Here is a 16,060-nt window from a genome sequence, read left to right as displayed (position 1 = left end):
ATTCTTTAAATGATGAACAATTAACAATGGTATAATCTTAGAAGTTCTGTTTTTTAAGAGATAAATTATATATTTACCCCTTAACTTGAAAATTCAATTAAATCAATAAATCTTAAAATGAAACGATCTCTTTCCATTTTGTTCATGGCTGTAGTAATGATGTTAGGTCTATCTACAACTGCAACGGCTAGTAATGCTGCAACAACATCTAGCACAATCACAACTATTACCTCTCTAGAAGATGCTGGTTCATCTACCACTTCTGAGGAGGTTACATTCCACCAAAAGCTTAAACAGCGTTTTATAGAAGGTGGTCCAGTATTCATGTCATTTGTATTGATATGTCTTATTTTAGGTTTAGCAATCGCTATTGAGAGAATTATTTATTTAAATCTTTCTACTACTAACTCTAAGAAACTAGCTGCTCAGGTAGAAGATGCACTTAAGAGCGGTGGAGTAGAAGCTGCAAAAGAAGTTTGTAGAAATACAAAAGGTCCTGTTGCTTCTATCTACTTTCAAGGTTTAGATAGAGCAGATGAAAGCGTGGAAGCTGCTGAGAAAGCTGTTGTAGCTTACGGTGGTGTTCAAATGGGACAACTTGAGAAAAATGTTTCTTGGGTATCTTTATTTATTGCACTTGCACCTATGCTTGGGTTCATGGGAACGGTATTAGGTATGATAGATGCATTTGATAATATTCAGAGCGCTGGAGCTATGGAACCTGCACTTGTAGCTGGTGGTATTAAAGTAGCACTTCTTACAACTGTATTTGGTCTTATCGTAGCGATAATACTTCAGATCTTTTATAACTATATCGTTGCAAAAATCGATAGTATTGTAAATGACATGGAAGACGCTTCTATCACGCTTATGGATATTCTTGTAGATTACAAGAACGGTAAGCTGTAATTAATCCTATAAACCAGATTATATCATGGTAATACATAAAGTATTTAAATATTTAGTGCTACTGCTTTGCGTTATCGCAGCAGGGTTCTTTGTCTACACAATCGGTGTAGGTGATGAAGTTATAGAAGGTGGAGAGTCTCAAGGCTCAACCATTGTTCCTCTAATGAATCTAGCTTATGTTGTAATGGCAATTGCCATAGGACTAGTTTTAGTATTTGTTTTAAAGGGAATTTTCAGTAGTCCAGCCGCTTTAAAGAGATCTTTGATGTCTGTTGGTATACTTCTTGCGATTTGTTTAATAGCTTATTTCGGTTTTGCTGATGATAGTAATATCATTCCAGGTACAACAGATAAATTAGTGATGCTTGATGAAGGTGAACCACTTTCTAATAGTACCTCTAAACTTGTAGGCGCCTCGATTTATACCTTTTATATTGTAGGTGTTTTAGCGATAGGTTCTATTATATGGACAGGAGTAAGTAAACTATTAAATAGATAAATTATGGCTAGAAGAGCAGCACCTGAAGTAAATGCAGGTTCCATGGCAGATATCGCCTTCCTACTACTTATTTTCTTCTTAGTAACTACTACTATTGAAGTGGATAGTGGGATAGTAAGTAAGCTGCCGCCTAAAAATGATGATCCTGAAAATGTTCCTCAAGTAAAAGAAAAGAATATTTTTCAAGTACTAGTAAATAAGGATAACCAGTTACTAGTAGAAGAAGAACCTATGGATATTAAAGACCTCTCTGCAGCAGCAGCAAAGTTTATTGATAACGGTGGTGGAGAAGGTAAAAATGGATGTGCTTATTGTGAAGGTGATAGAAATCCAGATTCTTCAGATAATCCTAAAAAGGCCATTGTATCTTTAGTTAATGACAGACAGGCTACTTATAACTATTATATCACGGTAACAAACGAGTTAGTTAAAGCTTACACGACTTTAAGAAATCGTGCTGCAAAACAACGTTATGGTGAGAGTTATGAATCCATGTATGCACGCTTTAAGGATACACAGGAAGCTGATAAAGAAACTCCAGAATATCTAGAGTTAGAAAAGAAGTTAGAAGTTATCAGAGAATTGTACCCTAGGAACCTCTCTGAAGCAGAACCACAACAAGCAGGTTAATTATGTCAAAGTTCAATAAGAAGAAAAGTGGTGATTTACCACCAGTGTCTACAGCATCTTTACCAGATATCGTATTTATGCTTTTATTCTTTTTCATGGTAGCTACCGTGATGAGAGATGATGAAATGCTTGTGGAGAATCAACTTCCAGCAGCAAATCAGGTTGAAAAGTTAGAAGATAAGAACAAGCTGGTTAATATTTACATAGGTAAACCTAGTGCTAGCTATCAAAAAACCTTTGGTACTACTGACGTTGTTCAACTGGGTGATAAAATATCTCGTGTAGAAGAGGTTTATAATTATGTAAACACTAAACGTACAGCGATGCCAGAGAACCTTCAAGATCAAATGATGGTTTCTCTAAAAGTAGATAGAAATGCAAAAATAGGAGTTCTGACAGACGTGAAACAGGAATTAAGAGAGGCGCAAGCTTTAAAAATTACTTACACTTCTAATCAAGGTGATCCTATGAATAATCTTAAAAGAAGATAATACTATTTCATAATAGTTAGAAGCCGTTTCTTATGGAAACGGCTTTTTTTATAGTGCAAATTTTCAAATTCATATCTTTACCTAATGAGAAATCTCGTTTTATTTTTCGGCTTACTTTTTACCTTAACTGCCCTAGCTCAAGATAATGCTAGAAACGTTAAGGATAATGCTATTCCTACCGTAGTGGATTCATTATATCGTGAAGATCAGTTTTACATAGGACTATCTTTTAATCTTGTTAATAATGGACCTAGTGGATTTAGTCAGAATGGATTTTCTGGTGGGCTGCATTTAGGCTTTATACGTGATATGCCTATTAATAAGCGACGCAATAAGGCTATAGGAATAGGTTTGGGAATTTCTACAAATAGTTATAATTCAAATCTATTTATAGGAGAAGATAGTGATGGTACTTCCATTTATTCTATTCTAGATGGCAGTGTAGTTTATGATTCTAATAGATTAAACACAAATCATATAGAAATGCCCATTCAGTATCGCTGGCGCACTTCTACGGCGAGTAATACTAACTTTTGGCGGATTTATACTGGAGTGAAGTTAAGTTACATCTATTATTATAGAGCTCGTTTTGAACAGGTAAATAATACGGTTATTCAAACTGATATTCCTGAATTGAACAGGTTAAGATATGCTGCCACACTAACTTTAGGGAATGGTAGTTTTAATGCTTTTGTACATTACAATCTCAACACACTTTTTAATAAGGATGCTCAAATAAATGGTGAAGCTATTCATTTTCAACCTATAAAATTTGGGATAGAATTTTACCTGTTATAAAAAATAAATACCGCTCATCAATTGTGCCACTAGACCCATGCTAAAACCGAAAAGCAATTCATGACCTTTATGTGCGTTCATAGATAAGCGTGAAGTGGCAGTAAGACCAGCTAGTATAAATAATATAGCAATAGCAACCATTCCTGGTGTCTGTATGCTGGCATGGAGCATAAGAGCAAAACCTATGGCACCGCCCATAGCCATCATATGTAGGCTTAATTTATATTTCAGTAACGCTAGAGTAAAAGCAACTATACTTGCGATAAAAACTCCTATAAAGAAGTAATATAAAGGGATATGCAAGCCATCATTAAAACCACCACGAATCAAGATAAGTAATAGTGCTGCATATGCTCCTAGCGGTGTAATGCGCTGTTTAATTTCAGGTAAATGGATACTTTGTACCACTCCTAAAAGTTTTAAAATGGTAAAAATGAGCATGGGAATTACAGCGGTAAGTATGAGAATCAAATACATTTTGAGTTCTACCACAGCACCATCGGTATAGGAGACAAATAAGAAATACCACAGGCTTATAAGCGATGGAATAAATAACGGATTTGCTAGATAACTCCAGAACCTTAAAAAAGCTTTCATGGGTTTCAATTAAATCTCTTTGCGCAATCGAGCCACGGGAATATCCAGTTGTTCCCTATACTTAGCAACAGTTCTTCTGGCTATAGGATATCCTTTTTCTTTGAGCAGCTCGGCTAGTTTTTGATCAGTAAGTGGTTTGCGTTTACTTTCTTCTCCTATTACGGTTTCAAGTATTTTTTTAATCTCACGAGTAGAAACCTCTTCACCATCAGCATTAGTCATGGACTCAGAAAAGAATTCTTTAATCAGTTTAGTGCCATATGGCGTGTCCACATATTTAGAATTTGCTACACGAGAAACGGTAGAAACATCCATTTCTATCTCGTCTGCAATGTCTTTAAGGATCATAGGTCTTAAGTTGCGCTCATCACCTGTTAGGAAATACTCTTTTTGATAGTACATGATGGAAGACATGGTCATGAAAAGAGTTTCCTGTCGCTGTTTTATGGCTTCTATAAACCATTTTGCACCATCCAGTTTTTGCTTAATAAACATCACGGCATCTTTTTGTGACTTGCTTTTTTCTTTAGCCTCTTTGTAGCCTTTTAACATGTTAGAGTAATCTCGAGAAACATGAAGTTCTGGCGCATTACGACCATTAAGAGTTAATTCTAGTTCACCATCTTTAATACGTATGGTAAAATCAGGAACGACTTGTTCTACCATGCGAGTACTACCACCAGCATAAGCACTTCCAGGTTTAGGATTGAGGTGTTCTATTTCTTCAATGGCGTCACGTAGTTCATCTTCATTAATGTGATATTTTTCTAATAATTTCTTGTAATGCTTTTTACTGAATGCGTCAAATGATTCCCCTACGAGTTTCATAGCTAGCTCTGTGCTGTTATTACTACGCTTTCGCGAAAGCTGAATCATTAAACATTCTTGCAAATTACGTGCTCCTACACCAGCAGGATCTAATTGCTGAACTACTTTTAAAACCTGTTCTACCTCTGTAACATCAGTGTAAATGTTTGCGGTAAAGGCGAGGTCATCTGCAATGTCCTCCATGGAGCGCCTTATATAGCCGCTGTTATCTATACTTCCTACAAGAAACTCAGCGATACTATAATGCTGGTCACTTAGTCTTCTGGTATTTAATTGGTCTGTTAAGGATTGAGTAAAAGATGTTCCTGAGGCATAGGGTATGCTTTTCTCATCATCATCTGCACTGTAATTATTTGCTTGAGTGCGATATTCAGGGATATCATCATCACTCAGGTATTCATCTACGTTAATATCAGTTTCTATGGTGTCACTGTCATCGCCATACTCATCCTGATTTGAAAATTCATCAAACTCATCATCTAGACTGTCTTTTACATCATCTAAAGCAGGATTTTCTTCCAGCTCTTGTTTCACACGTTGTTCAAAGGCCTGTGTAGGCAACTGTATCAACTTCATCAACTGGATTTGTTGAGGAGAGAGTTTTTGCGATAATTTAAAGCTTAACGATTGCTTGAGCATAATGTTATGATGTTACTAGGTAAAAATAAGAAAAGCCACCATCATAGGAGATCAGTGGCTTAAAAATGTTAGATTTAATTATTCCTTTTGATATAAGTCTACACCTATAAACCAGAAACGGACAACAGTTTATCACGGCGCTTCATCTTTAGGGATCCTAGCAACGTGTGGTGTGTAGTTTCTATTGAGTTAAGAACAAATAAAGTCTGTTCTAGATATCTATTATAAAATTAGTAGTAAGTCGTTTAGAATATCTAAACTGTTTTTTAACTTAAACCACTAACCATTATACTGATAACTAAGACCTTTAAAACTCAGCGTTTCCTGGAGTACGTGGATAAGGGATCACGTCTCTTACATTACTCATTCCTGTTACAAACATGACGAGTCTTTCAAATCCTAGACCAAAACCACTGTGGATCACACTTCCAAATTTGCGTGTCTCAAGGTACCACCACAGCTCTTTTTCTTCTATTCCCATCACGTCCATTTTTTCTTTAAGGACATCATAACGTTCTTCACGCTGTGATCCACCTACGATCTCACCTATTCCTGGGAATAAGATATCCATGGCACGCACGGTCTTTTTATCTTCATTAAGACGCATGTAGAAGGCTTTAATATTTGCCGGGTAATCAAATAAAATTACAGGACATTCAAAGTGTTTTTCAACCAGGTAGCGTTCATGCTCACTCTGCAAGTCTGCGCCCCATTCTTCTATAAGGTATTTGAATTTTTTCTTTTTATTAGGTTTAGAGTTTTTTAGAATATCTATGGCCTCAGTATATGAAACTCGTTTAAAATTGTTCTTTAAAACAAAGTCTAGTTTCTCGCGCAATTCCATAGGGCTGCGCTCAGCCTGTGGTTTACTTTTATCTTCTTGGATCAATCTCTTTTCAAGAAATTCTAGGTCGTCCTTACAATGTTCCATAGCATACTCGATCACAGATTTTATAAAATCTTCAGATAGATCCATGTTTGCATCCAGATCGTTAAATGCTACTTCAGGCTCAATCATCCAGAACTCTGCTAGGTGGCGAGAGGTGTTTGAGTTCTCAGCCCTAAATGTAGGTCCAAAGGTATATACCTGTCCCAGTCCCATGGCATAAGTTTCTGCCTCTAGCTGTCCAGATACCGTGAGATTAGATTCCTTTTCAAAGAAATCTTGCTTGTAATCTATAGCTCCTTCTTCATCTAGTGGAGGATTTTTAGGATCTAGTGTAGATACACGGAACATTTCTCCAGCACCTTCAGCATCGCTGCCTGTTAAAATAGGTGTGTGCGCTTGATAGAATCCGTTTTCTTGAAAGTACTTGTGTACTGCATAAGAAAGTGCAGCACGCACTCTCATAACAGCTCCAAAGGTGTTAGTGCGCACTCTTAAATGTGCTTGCTCGCGTAGTGTTTCTAGTTTATGACGTTTAGGTGATAAAATAGTTTTAGCCACTTCTTCAGGATCTGCTTTACCTAGAATTTCAACTTTAGAAGCTTGAATTTCTATGCGCTGTCCACTTCCAGAACTTTCTACAAGTGTTCCCGTTACCGCTACTGCAGCTGCAACATTAATCTCGTCAAGTAGAGCACGCTCATAATTTTCTGGTTCAATAACACACTGAATATTGTGAATGGTAGATCCATCGTTAAGAGCGATAAATCTATCGTTTCTAAAACTACGTACCCAACCTTTTACGGTAATCTCCTGCATGCTAGGATCTGCTTGTAATAATGTGGCTATTCTATGTTGTTGCATCCTTATTTATTTAAGAAACGCAAATATAATTTTTATGACCTTGATGGACAATGATTATGATAGGGATTGTTGTGATTTTGCTTTCGCGAAAGCGTGAAACGATTACTCTACTTCCTCATCACTATCTTGCGGTATGATGGGAATAGCTGGTTTTTTAAAGGTGCGCTCATTTGCAATGCTATGTTCTAGAGATAATAGCATACTAGGAAGTAATAGTAAATTAGACAGCATGGCAAATAATAGTGTTGCACTTACTAGTGCTCCTAGCGCCACAGTTCCACCAAAACTTGAGAAAGTAAAGGTTAAAAAACCAAAGAATAAAACGATCGAGGTATAGAACATGCTCACGCCAGTTTCTCTAAGCGCGCCATAAACAGAACGTTTTACACGCCATTTATTTGCTATGAGTTCCTGTCTGTATTTAGCTAGAAAATGTATGGTGTCATCTACAGATATCCCAAAGGCAATAGAAAAAACCAGAATTGTAGATGGTTTAATAGGAACGCCTATATAGCCCATGAGTCCTGCTGTAATGATAAGTGGTAATAGATTAGGAACTAAAGAAACTAAAATCATGCGCAGTGACTTAAACATCCATGCCATGAAAAGGGCAATAAGAATGACTGCCAGTGTGAGCGATAGGACTAAGTTTTTAATAAGATAGTTAGTTCCTTTTTGGAATACAAGGGCTTTACCAGTAAGAATGACTTCATGCTTATCTGCAGGGAAGATCTTTTCAATTTCAGCACGTAAATCTTCTTCTACACGTTCCATGCGGTCTGTTCCCATATCTTTCATAAAGGTAGTGATGCGCGCATATTGACCTGTACTATCTACATAGCTTTTCATAAGCATAGCGTCGCCACCACTATCATCTAGTAGAGTAGAAATACCTACCCGTTCATAAGTAGTAGGTAGATCATAAAACTCTGGATCACCACCATAAAAAGCTTGCTTAGTATATTTTACGATACTCACTATAGACATAGGTCTAGAAAGCTCTGGTGTTTCTATAATGTGGTCCTCTAATTTATTTAGTTTCTTGAGAGTTTTAGATTTAGAGACTCCTTTTTTACTTTTAGTATTGACCACTATTTCTAGAGGCATGATACCATCAAAACTGTCTTCAAAGAACTTAATGTCTTTATAAAACTGCATGTTCTTAGGCATGTCTTCTATGAGGCTTCCAGAGACTCTGATCTGGTAAACTCCTATAATAGAAATTACTAAAACTAATAAGCTGGTGATGTATATCGCAATACGGTTTTCTTTTACCATACGTTCCATCCAGTTCACAAAGGTGCCTATCCACTGTTTTCTTAAGTGCTCCAGATGTCTTTCTTTAGGAAGCGGTAAAAAGCTGTAAATAATAGGGATAATGATCAAGCTGAGTAAAAATATAGATACTATGCATATAGAGGCTACGATACCAAACTCACTGAGCAGTGTGCTATCTGTAAATATAAAGGTGGCAAATCCACTAGCTGTAGTAAGGTTAGTCATGAGCGTAGCGTTCCCTATTTTAGTGATCACACGCTGCAAAGATTTAGCTTGATTACCATGCTCCTTTATCTCTTGCTGGTATTTATTAATAAGGAAAATACAATTAGGGATCCCTATCACAATGATGAGCGGTGGTATTATAGCGGTAAGCACCGTAATCTCAAAATTAAAAAGACCTAAGAACCCAAAAGCCCACATCACACCTATCACTACCGTTACTATAGAAATAAAAGTAGCTCTCCAGGATCTAAAGAAGAAAAAGAATATCGCCGATGTTATAAATAGTGCGGCGCCTAAAAAGATTCCTATTTCATCTACTATGTTTTGTGCATTTAGAGTTCTTATGTAAGGCATTCCAGATATGCGCAAATCTGTAAGTCCTTGATTTATTTTAAAATCTTCTATGATGGGATTGAACTTTTCAAGAACAAACTCTTTTCTTATAGAGCTGTTAACGATGTCTTTTTTCAAGTAAATAGCCGTTCTTAAAACAGAGTCTTTCTCGCTATAGATAAGATTGCGGTAAAAGGGTAGTTCACTAAAGAGCTTGTTTTTATATCTGGCTAGTTCTTCATTAGACTGTATAGCTCCATCTTTAAGTTGTTCTATGATAAAACGAGAACCGTCTTCAGATTTTTTAAGTATGGGTAGGTTAGAGGTAGAAAGAACAAGTTCTACTTCTTTAAAACTTTCTAGAGAATCTGCTAGTTTGTTCCAGGCATTAAATTCTTGATAACTATGGAGTTCACTGTTTTTTATTCCTAGAATAATTAGGTTTCCTTCTTCACCAAATTTTTTAAGGAACTCAAGGTATTCTTGATTTACTGGGTGGTCATCTGGAAGTAGATTTGCCTCTGTGTGTGAAAACTGCATGTTTTCCCATTGAGTCGCTAGGCCTATAGTGGCTATAATAACGAGACCTAGTAGAATCTCTCGATTGCGCAAAATGATTCTTGCGATTCCATTCCAAAAAGAAAAACTAAATAACTTTTGCATACTCCTTAAGCCGTGTTGCAAAGGTAAGTTTTAAACATAGTTTAGCGAGAAATAATAACAGTTTTTAAGAGACAGCAGCTTAGATTTCTAAGTAGAAAGTAAATTTAAGTGCTATATTATCTGAAAACTGGGGCAAGTGATAAGCTCCATAACGGTAGGTAGCACTCAGTCCAAAACCATAAATAAGTTTATTAATTTCAAAACCAGATTCTGTATATCCTTTATCGAGTGTATTAAAATTAATATTTAAATGATCAGCAGCGCCGTTTAAATCTCCTATCGCATATCTAGAAGTGATCACTAATTCTGGATTTAACCATGAGGCGATATGAAATGGCGCAAAACTATGTCGCATTTGTAAGGTAGCTATGCGATCAGAAAAGAACTCATTAAAAAACATGGTTTCAAAACTATTACGGCCTGCCACAGAAAACCGCTGGAGTACTTCATCCTTAGTAGGTGCGTTAGGATATGCGTGAAATAAATGACTTAAAGGAACTGCTCCATGAGCATAGTGTCCTTCTAGTAAGAAGGCCGTTTGTGAACCTGTAATTCTGTTAATGGTATAGTTTGCTTTTCCAGAAATTTTAAAGTAGTTAAAATCACTTTCTGCCAGACCTTTTATTCCTTTAGTAATTTGTGCACTTAGCACAGGATATGCTTTTGTGGTTTCTTGATAACTGTCAGGAGTTTTCATGAACTCACTTTGAGGACTCCATCGAGCGGCTACAGTAGCCTCAGATAACACATAATTATTAAACGGAATTCCATTAGGAGCAAACACATAGTTAGTGGTTTGTGAAACACGCTTTCGCGAAAGCGAGACCTCACTAATCAAAGATGGATATAATCGCTGCTGTAGTGATAAGCCATATTCTTTATATAAATAAAACGTAGGAATGTTTATTAATCGCGGTTCAAATAAGGAATAGACTCGAGCATCAGTTAAGAATCGGGAACCTGAAAATTCATAAATATCATCTGTTTTATAAGCACTGATCCAGGTGTTATTTTCTTTACCTATGCGGTAACCTAAAGTAGCGTTATATTTAAAAACTTTATCCTTAGTACCATAAGCTCCATAGCCGCTTATGCGCCAGTTTTTTGAAAGTTTATCATTTGTAGTACCGCCTAGACCTAGCCTGAAAGCCTCATAGTCATTAAATTTAATCAAGTATTTAAGGTCCAGGTCAAAGAACCCTACAGGATAGTATCCTACTTTAAATTTTTCAATAACTTCTAGCTTTCTAGTAACCTTTTCAGCTATAACTATGCTGTCTAACTGCATGAAATTTGCCAGTTCTTGCGTGGTAAAAGCCTCATTACTGCGGTAATCATCCCAGTAATTAAGGGGTTGTTTTATAGCCTCTTCAGGGATTTCTATAGCGACACCTTTTAGTCCGTAATTAACCTTACGATTTGTTTTAAAATTACTTTGTTTTCTTTTTAGGATCAGATATAATTCATCTCTATTATCTTCAATTTCTTCTTGCGTGCGAGTTCCTACTTCAAATCTTCCTCCAAAAAGTTCGATCTCCTTAATATCTTTAATTTTTTTTATAAAGAGTTCATCATAATTATTATACCATAAGTGATGTAGTTTATCATAAGTAAAAACATGGTTAGATGCTACCTCTAAGCTTCCTTTAATATTATAACTAGCTTTTGCGATAGCATGAGTTTCTGAGTCTAAAAAGAATGTGCCGTATAACGTAGCGTTTGAGTTTTCTATAGGAGCAAAGGCTATTTGAGTTACCGTTCTATTTTCAATAATAGAATCTTTTACGGTCTCATAATTATAGCTTCTTAAACCATCTTGTGATAATGGGTTTATAAAATGCTGGTCAAAAATGACATAAGTATCTTGATACAAATTGCGTGACTGAAATTCTATATTATAAATAGGGTAAACAGGTTTTTCAAAGCCAGGCATTAAAGCAGCCGTAATGACTTCCTTATATCCTTGAGAGATGTCATTTATAACCTCTGATGATTTTTCTGAAAAGAAAACACCGGTTTTTAGAAGAGTTCTTCTTAACTCAGTCTTTTTATAACCAGATCCTGTAATCGCCTCGGGATTTCCAGCTATTTTTAAATTTTCATAGCTGTCATATTGAAAAGTATTAAGAGCTTTTAAAGGATTGTTAGCGTCTATCTGGTCTATACTCTTCTTCACCATTTGAAGTGCAGTAGTGCCTAGTTCTGACTGTCCTTGAGTTACTACAGTAAGTAGAAAACAGATGAGTAAAAGCAACGAGTTCTTATGTTGCATTAGGGAAAGGTGAGTAATTAGTTTAATAAGGCTAAAAGTACGAGAAGCTTATTATTTTTAAGCTTTATTATACTTTTTTTAAGGTTATAATTAAAACGCCAGCGGTAAGGCTGGCGTTTTAATTATAGTGTTGCAGTAAATTATACTTTCATAATTTCTACTTCCTTAGCAGCGACTATTTTATCAATCTTTACGATGTAAGTGTCTGTCAGTTGCTGTACTTCTTCTTCAGATGATTTAAGTAGATCTTCAGAAAGGTCTAGCTTTTTTAAATCGTTCATAGCTGTTTTACGATCGTTACGCACACCTATTTTTGCTTCTTCACCTTCGGCTTTAGATTGTTTTGCTAGGTCTTTACGTCTTTCTTCAGTCAGTGCAGGAACGTTAATAATTACACTATCTCCATTATTCATAGGGTTCAACCCTAAGTTTGCATACATGATTCCTTTCTCAATTTCAGTAATCATTCCTTTTTCCCATGGAGTTACGGTAAGGGTTCTAGCGTCTGGTGTTGCTACATTTGCAACTTGTGCTAGTGGTGTCTGACTGCCGTAGTAATCTACAAACACACTACCTAACATGGCTGGGTTTGCTTTACCAGCACGTATATTTAACAATTGCTTCTCTAAGTGAGTAATGGCGCTGTCCATTCCTTCTTTACAAGCGTCTATAACTAATTCTAATTCTTCGTTCATAGCTCAAATTTTACTTTACGATTTGCAAATATATTGCCACTTTTATAACTGTACTCTGGTTCCTATATTTTCTCCACTGAGAACTTTCATTAAATTACCTTTTTTATTCATGTCAAAAACGATTATAGGTAATTCATTTTCTTGACTTAATGTAAATGCTGTAGTATCCATTACTTTTAGACCTTTACGCAATACGTCATCAAAGCTTATGTGGTCAAATTTAGTTGCAGAAGTATCTTTTTCAGGATCTGCGGTGTAAATTCCGTCCACACGAGTTCCTTTTAGGATAACATCGGCTTCTATTTCTATAGCTCTTAAAACGGCTGCACTGTCTGTTGTGAAATACGGGTTTCCTGTTCCACCGCCAAAGATAACTACACGTCCTTTTTCCAGGTGTCTCATCGCTTTACGACGTATAAAAGGTTCTGCAACTTCATTAATCTTAATTGCTGACTGCAATCGGGTAGGGATTCCAGCATCTTCACAAGCGCTCTGTAAGGCTAAACCATTAATAACTGTGGCGAGCATGCCCATGTGGTCGCCTTGTACACGGTCCATACCAGCGCTAGCTCCAGCAACACCTCTAAAGATATTACCACCACCTATTACTATGGCTACCTCGATACCTTTATCTATAGCTTTTTTAATTTCTTGAGCATATTCTGAGAGACGTTCTGGGTCTATACCATACTGTCTGTCTCCCATTAATGCCTCTCCACTTAGTTTAAGAAGGATGCGATTGTATTTCATAAGGTGTGCTTGATATTGTGCAAATATAATGGAAATCCAGTATGAAAAAGAACTAGAACTATAACTAGAACTTGAATTGTTTTTTTATAGAATACACCTAGATAAAATGCTTCACCTTACCGCGTTACAACTGCCACTGCTAGTAAAAAGGCTTATGAGGTTTAGGTTTATGAGGAATAGTTGCGTCCGGTGATTTTATTATTCCCAAATTAGCTTATAAAGTTCGCCATCAGTTTTTGCCTCGTCATCGCCTAGTTTTACATTTACTGCTTCACTGGTGAGATAGTAGATTTCAGATCCGTTTTTATCTTTACCATAATAGGCTATAGCCTCTATTTGTGCTCCTTCAATAGGTAGATCTACTTTTTTTATAAATGTAAATACTCCTTGATCAAACCGTAGTTCTATGATAAATGGTGCCAGGCTCTGGTTATAACCGCATAATAGCACACGGTTTTCTTTATTAAAAGTGGCATCTGTGATAAGTCCTTTAGTTTCTATAGTTTGGTGCTTGTTCAGTACTGCATCTTTATAGATGGGAAAACTATATATGGAGGTAGAGAAGTTGATCCAGTCTTTAGAAAAAAGATACATGATTTCATCGATTACTAAGACAGCCTCAGCGTCATAGGAATGTTTTTGAGGTCTAACTGTAAAATCTTTTTGACCAGCATAGGATAGGTTAGAGAGGTCTTGATCTGTTTCTTCTTGCCATAGGGCAGCTTTATGAATATTATAGATTTTGAGGTCTTTCCTGTTGCCGCGATTATTCCCTATGTCTGCTATGTGAATGGACTTATCAGATTGGGTGATCCCTTCCCAATCTATGTTGTATAAATTATGGTATTTCACTCGGTCAGTAATCATTCCAGTACTATCTATTTTATATAGTACTGCGTCACTTCCAGAGTCGTTATTAGTTATTAATTGCCCATCTAGCACTATGAGTCCAGAACTTTCATTGATGGCGCTAGGTAAAGTGGCTACTTTTGAGAATTTGATTTGCGTATTGATTTCCTTCGGTAGTGATTTGCAACTTATAAAAATCAGCAGTGGTATGAGGTATTTTATCATGTTATAAAGTTATAAAAAGGAATGGTGATGTGGTTTACGCTTTCGCGAAAGCGTAGTCATAAAAAAAATCCCGTCTAAGTAGAACCTAGACGGGATTATGATGTTAATCTTAATGATTATTAAGCGATAGAAACTCTTTTGAATCCTACTACTTCTGCATCTTTAGAGGCAACAAACTGAGCAACAGTTTTACTGTCGTCCATGATGAAATCTTGATCTAAAAGTGCTTGTTCTTTATCTAAAGAAACGTTATCAGAGATAAAACGCTCTAATTTACCTGGAATGATACGATCCCAGATTGCCTCAGGCTTACCTTCTGCTTTTAATTCTTCTTCAAATCTTGTCTTTGCTTCAGCTAGTGCTTCTTCAGTAACTTGAGATCTTGAGATGAAAAGAGGTATGTTTTTTAACGGTTTCCCTAAACGACCACGTTCTATGTTATCTTTTTCAATAGCAGCGATACGTGCGTCAGTTTCAGACTGTACAAATTCTGGGTCAAAATCCTTATAAGATAGAGTAGTTGCTCCCATAGAAGCTACTTGCATAGAAACAGATTTTGCGACATCAGCTGCGTTATCACTCGCTGTAGAAAGGCCAGTCATAGCACCTATTTTGCCACCATGAACATAAGCGCCTACATAAGGAGCTTCAAATGCTTCAAAACCACCTATTTCTAATTTCTCGCCTATTACTCCAGTTTGTTCAATTAACTTATCTGCAACGCTCATTCCGTCAAAGTCTGCTGCTAGCAATTCTTCTTTAGAATTAGTGTTTAATGCGATAGCGGCTAGTTGATTTGCAAGAGCAACATAGTCGTCGTTCTTTGCAACAAAGTCAGTTTCACAGTTTAAAGAGATCATAACACCTCTAGTGTTATCATCATTTATTTTTGCAACGACTACACCTTCAGAAGAATCACGGTCAGCACGCTTTGCAGCTACTTTTTGACCTTTTTTTCTAAGGATTTCAATTGCTTTATCAAAATCACCATCAGCTTCTACAAGGGCCTTTTTACAGTCCATCATACCAGCACCAGTGGTTTTTCTTAATTTTCCTACTTCAGCGGCGGTTATTTTTGCCATGTGGTAAAGATTTTAGATTCTGGAATTCCAGAGGTTATGATTTATTCTTCTTCTTCAGCTTTTACTGCTTCTTTCTTTGCTTTGGCTGGTTTTTCAGCTTTTGCAGGTGCAGCTTCTTTCTCAGTTGCTTTTGCAGCTTCCTTGTTCTTTTCGTTCTTACGATCTTCTAGACCAGCTTTGATCGCTTGAGCAGCAGAGTTTACGATAATATCGATAGACTTAGAGGCATCATCATTAGATGGAATTACATAATCGATGTCACGTGGGTTTGCATTAGTATCAGCCATTGCAAAAATTGGAATACCTAGTTTTAAGGCTTCTTTTACTGCGATATGCTCACGTACTGTATCAACGATGAAAAGTGCTGCTGGCATGCGAGTCATCTCTACAATAGAACCTAAGTTCTTTTCTAGCTTTGCTCTCATACGGTCTACTTGAAGACGTTCTTTCTTAGAAAGTGTTTCATAGCGACCATCTTTTTTCATGCGGTCTACTAGTGCCATTTTCTTAACAGCTTTACGGATGGTAACAAAGTTTGTTAACATTC

The 16,060-nt window shown here is 36.5% G+C and carries 15 protein-coding genes; 5 read left to right on the top strand and 10 right to left on the bottom strand.

Annotated features, from left to right (window positions below):
- The first annotated feature begins 117 nt into the window (after positions 1-117).
- The 5 genes from ACTF48_RS09605 (at position 118) to ACTF48_RS09585 (ending at position 3,327) form a co-directional block, all read left to right on the top strand.
- A complete protein-coding gene (locus ACTF48_RS09605; RefSeq protein ID WP_438962938.1) occupies positions 118-909 on the top strand; it encodes a MotA/TolQ/ExbB proton channel family protein in 792 nt (263 codons plus the stop codon).
- 25 nt (positions 910-934) lie between these two features.
- On the top strand, positions 935-1,408 hold the full coding sequence (locus tag ACTF48_RS09600; RefSeq protein ID WP_438962937.1) for a hypothetical protein: 474 nt from the start codon (positions 935-937) through the stop codon (positions 1,406-1,408).
- Between the two features lie 3 nt (positions 1,409-1,411).
- Positions 1,412-2,038 carry an ExbD/TolR family protein gene (locus ACTF48_RS09595; RefSeq protein ID WP_438962936.1) on the top strand — a complete coding sequence of 209 codons (627 nt, stop codon included), beginning with the start codon at positions 1,412-1,414 and terminating at the stop codon, positions 2,036-2,038.
- A 2-nt stretch (positions 2,039-2,040) separates the two neighbouring features.
- Positions 2,041-2,529 carry an ExbD/TolR family protein gene (locus ACTF48_RS09590; RefSeq protein WP_438962935.1) on the top strand — a complete coding sequence of 163 codons (489 nt, stop codon included), beginning with the start codon at positions 2,041-2,043 and terminating at the stop codon, positions 2,527-2,529.
- An 84-nt stretch (positions 2,530-2,613) separates the two neighbouring features.
- On the top strand, positions 2,614-3,327 hold the full coding sequence (locus ACTF48_RS09585) for an outer membrane beta-barrel protein (RefSeq protein WP_438962934.1): 714 nt from the start codon (positions 2,614-2,616) through the stop codon (positions 3,325-3,327).
- On the opposite strand, the gene ACTF48_RS09580 is transcribed toward ACTF48_RS09585, so the two are convergent.
- The 10 genes from ACTF48_RS09580 to rpsB form a co-directional block, all read right to left on the bottom strand.
- Positions 3,322-3,924, bottom strand: coding sequence for a hypothetical protein (locus tag ACTF48_RS09580; protein ID WP_438962933.1), 603 nt, complete (start codon positions 3,922-3,924; stop codon positions 3,322-3,324). The two genes, ACTF48_RS09585 and ACTF48_RS09580, sit on opposite strands and share 6 nt — an antisense overlap.
- 9 nt (positions 3,925-3,933) lie before the next feature.
- Positions 3,934-5,391, bottom strand: coding sequence for an RNA polymerase factor sigma-54 (gene rpoN / locus ACTF48_RS09575; RefSeq protein ID WP_438962932.1), 1,458 nt, complete (start codon positions 5,389-5,391; stop codon positions 3,934-3,936).
- 307 nt (positions 5,392-5,698) lie between these two features.
- Positions 5,699-7,141: an asparagine--tRNA ligase gene (asnS, locus tag ACTF48_RS09570; protein ID WP_438962931.1), complete on the bottom strand. Its 1,443-nt coding sequence runs from the start codon at positions 7,139-7,141 to the stop codon at positions 5,699-5,701.
- Between the two features lie 102 nt (positions 7,142-7,243).
- Complete coding sequence (locus ACTF48_RS09565) at positions 7,244-9,640, bottom strand: efflux RND transporter permease subunit (protein WP_438962930.1); 2,397 nt, start codon at positions 9,638-9,640, stop codon at positions 7,244-7,246.
- A gap of 79 nt (positions 9,641-9,719) precedes the next feature.
- Entirely contained in the window at positions 9,720-11,912 is a 2,193-nt protein-coding gene (locus tag ACTF48_RS09560) for a DUF5686 family protein (RefSeq protein ID WP_438962929.1), read from the bottom strand.
- Positions 11,913-12,052: 140 nt separating this feature from the next.
- On the bottom strand, positions 12,053-12,607 hold the full coding sequence (gene frr, locus ACTF48_RS09555; RefSeq protein ID WP_438962928.1) for a ribosome recycling factor: 555 nt from the start codon (positions 12,605-12,607) through the stop codon (positions 12,053-12,055).
- Positions 12,608-12,649: 42 nt separating this feature from the next.
- A complete protein-coding gene (gene pyrH / locus ACTF48_RS09550; protein ID WP_438962927.1) occupies positions 12,650-13,357 on the bottom strand; it encodes a UMP kinase in 708 nt (235 codons plus the stop codon).
- 198 nt (positions 13,358-13,555) lie between these two features.
- Entirely contained in the window at positions 13,556-14,431 is an 876-nt protein-coding gene (locus ACTF48_RS09545) for a hypothetical protein (protein ID WP_438962926.1), read from the bottom strand.
- 119 nt (positions 14,432-14,550) lie between these two features.
- A complete protein-coding gene (tsf, locus tag ACTF48_RS09540; protein ID WP_438962925.1) occupies positions 14,551-15,513 on the bottom strand; it encodes a translation elongation factor Ts in 963 nt (320 codons plus the stop codon).
- A gap of 41 nt (positions 15,514-15,554) precedes the next feature.
- The coding region (rpsB, locus tag ACTF48_RS09535) for a 30S ribosomal protein S2 (protein ID WP_438962924.1) at positions 15,555-16,060 on the bottom strand (506 nt) is incomplete at its 5' end.

The organism is Nonlabens sp., assembly GCF_965660805.1.
In the GTDB taxonomy this organism is placed as follows: domain Bacteria; phylum Bacteroidota; class Bacteroidia; order Flavobacteriales; family Flavobacteriaceae; genus Nonlabens.
This window is presented reverse-complemented; position numbering and strand designations above follow the sequence as displayed.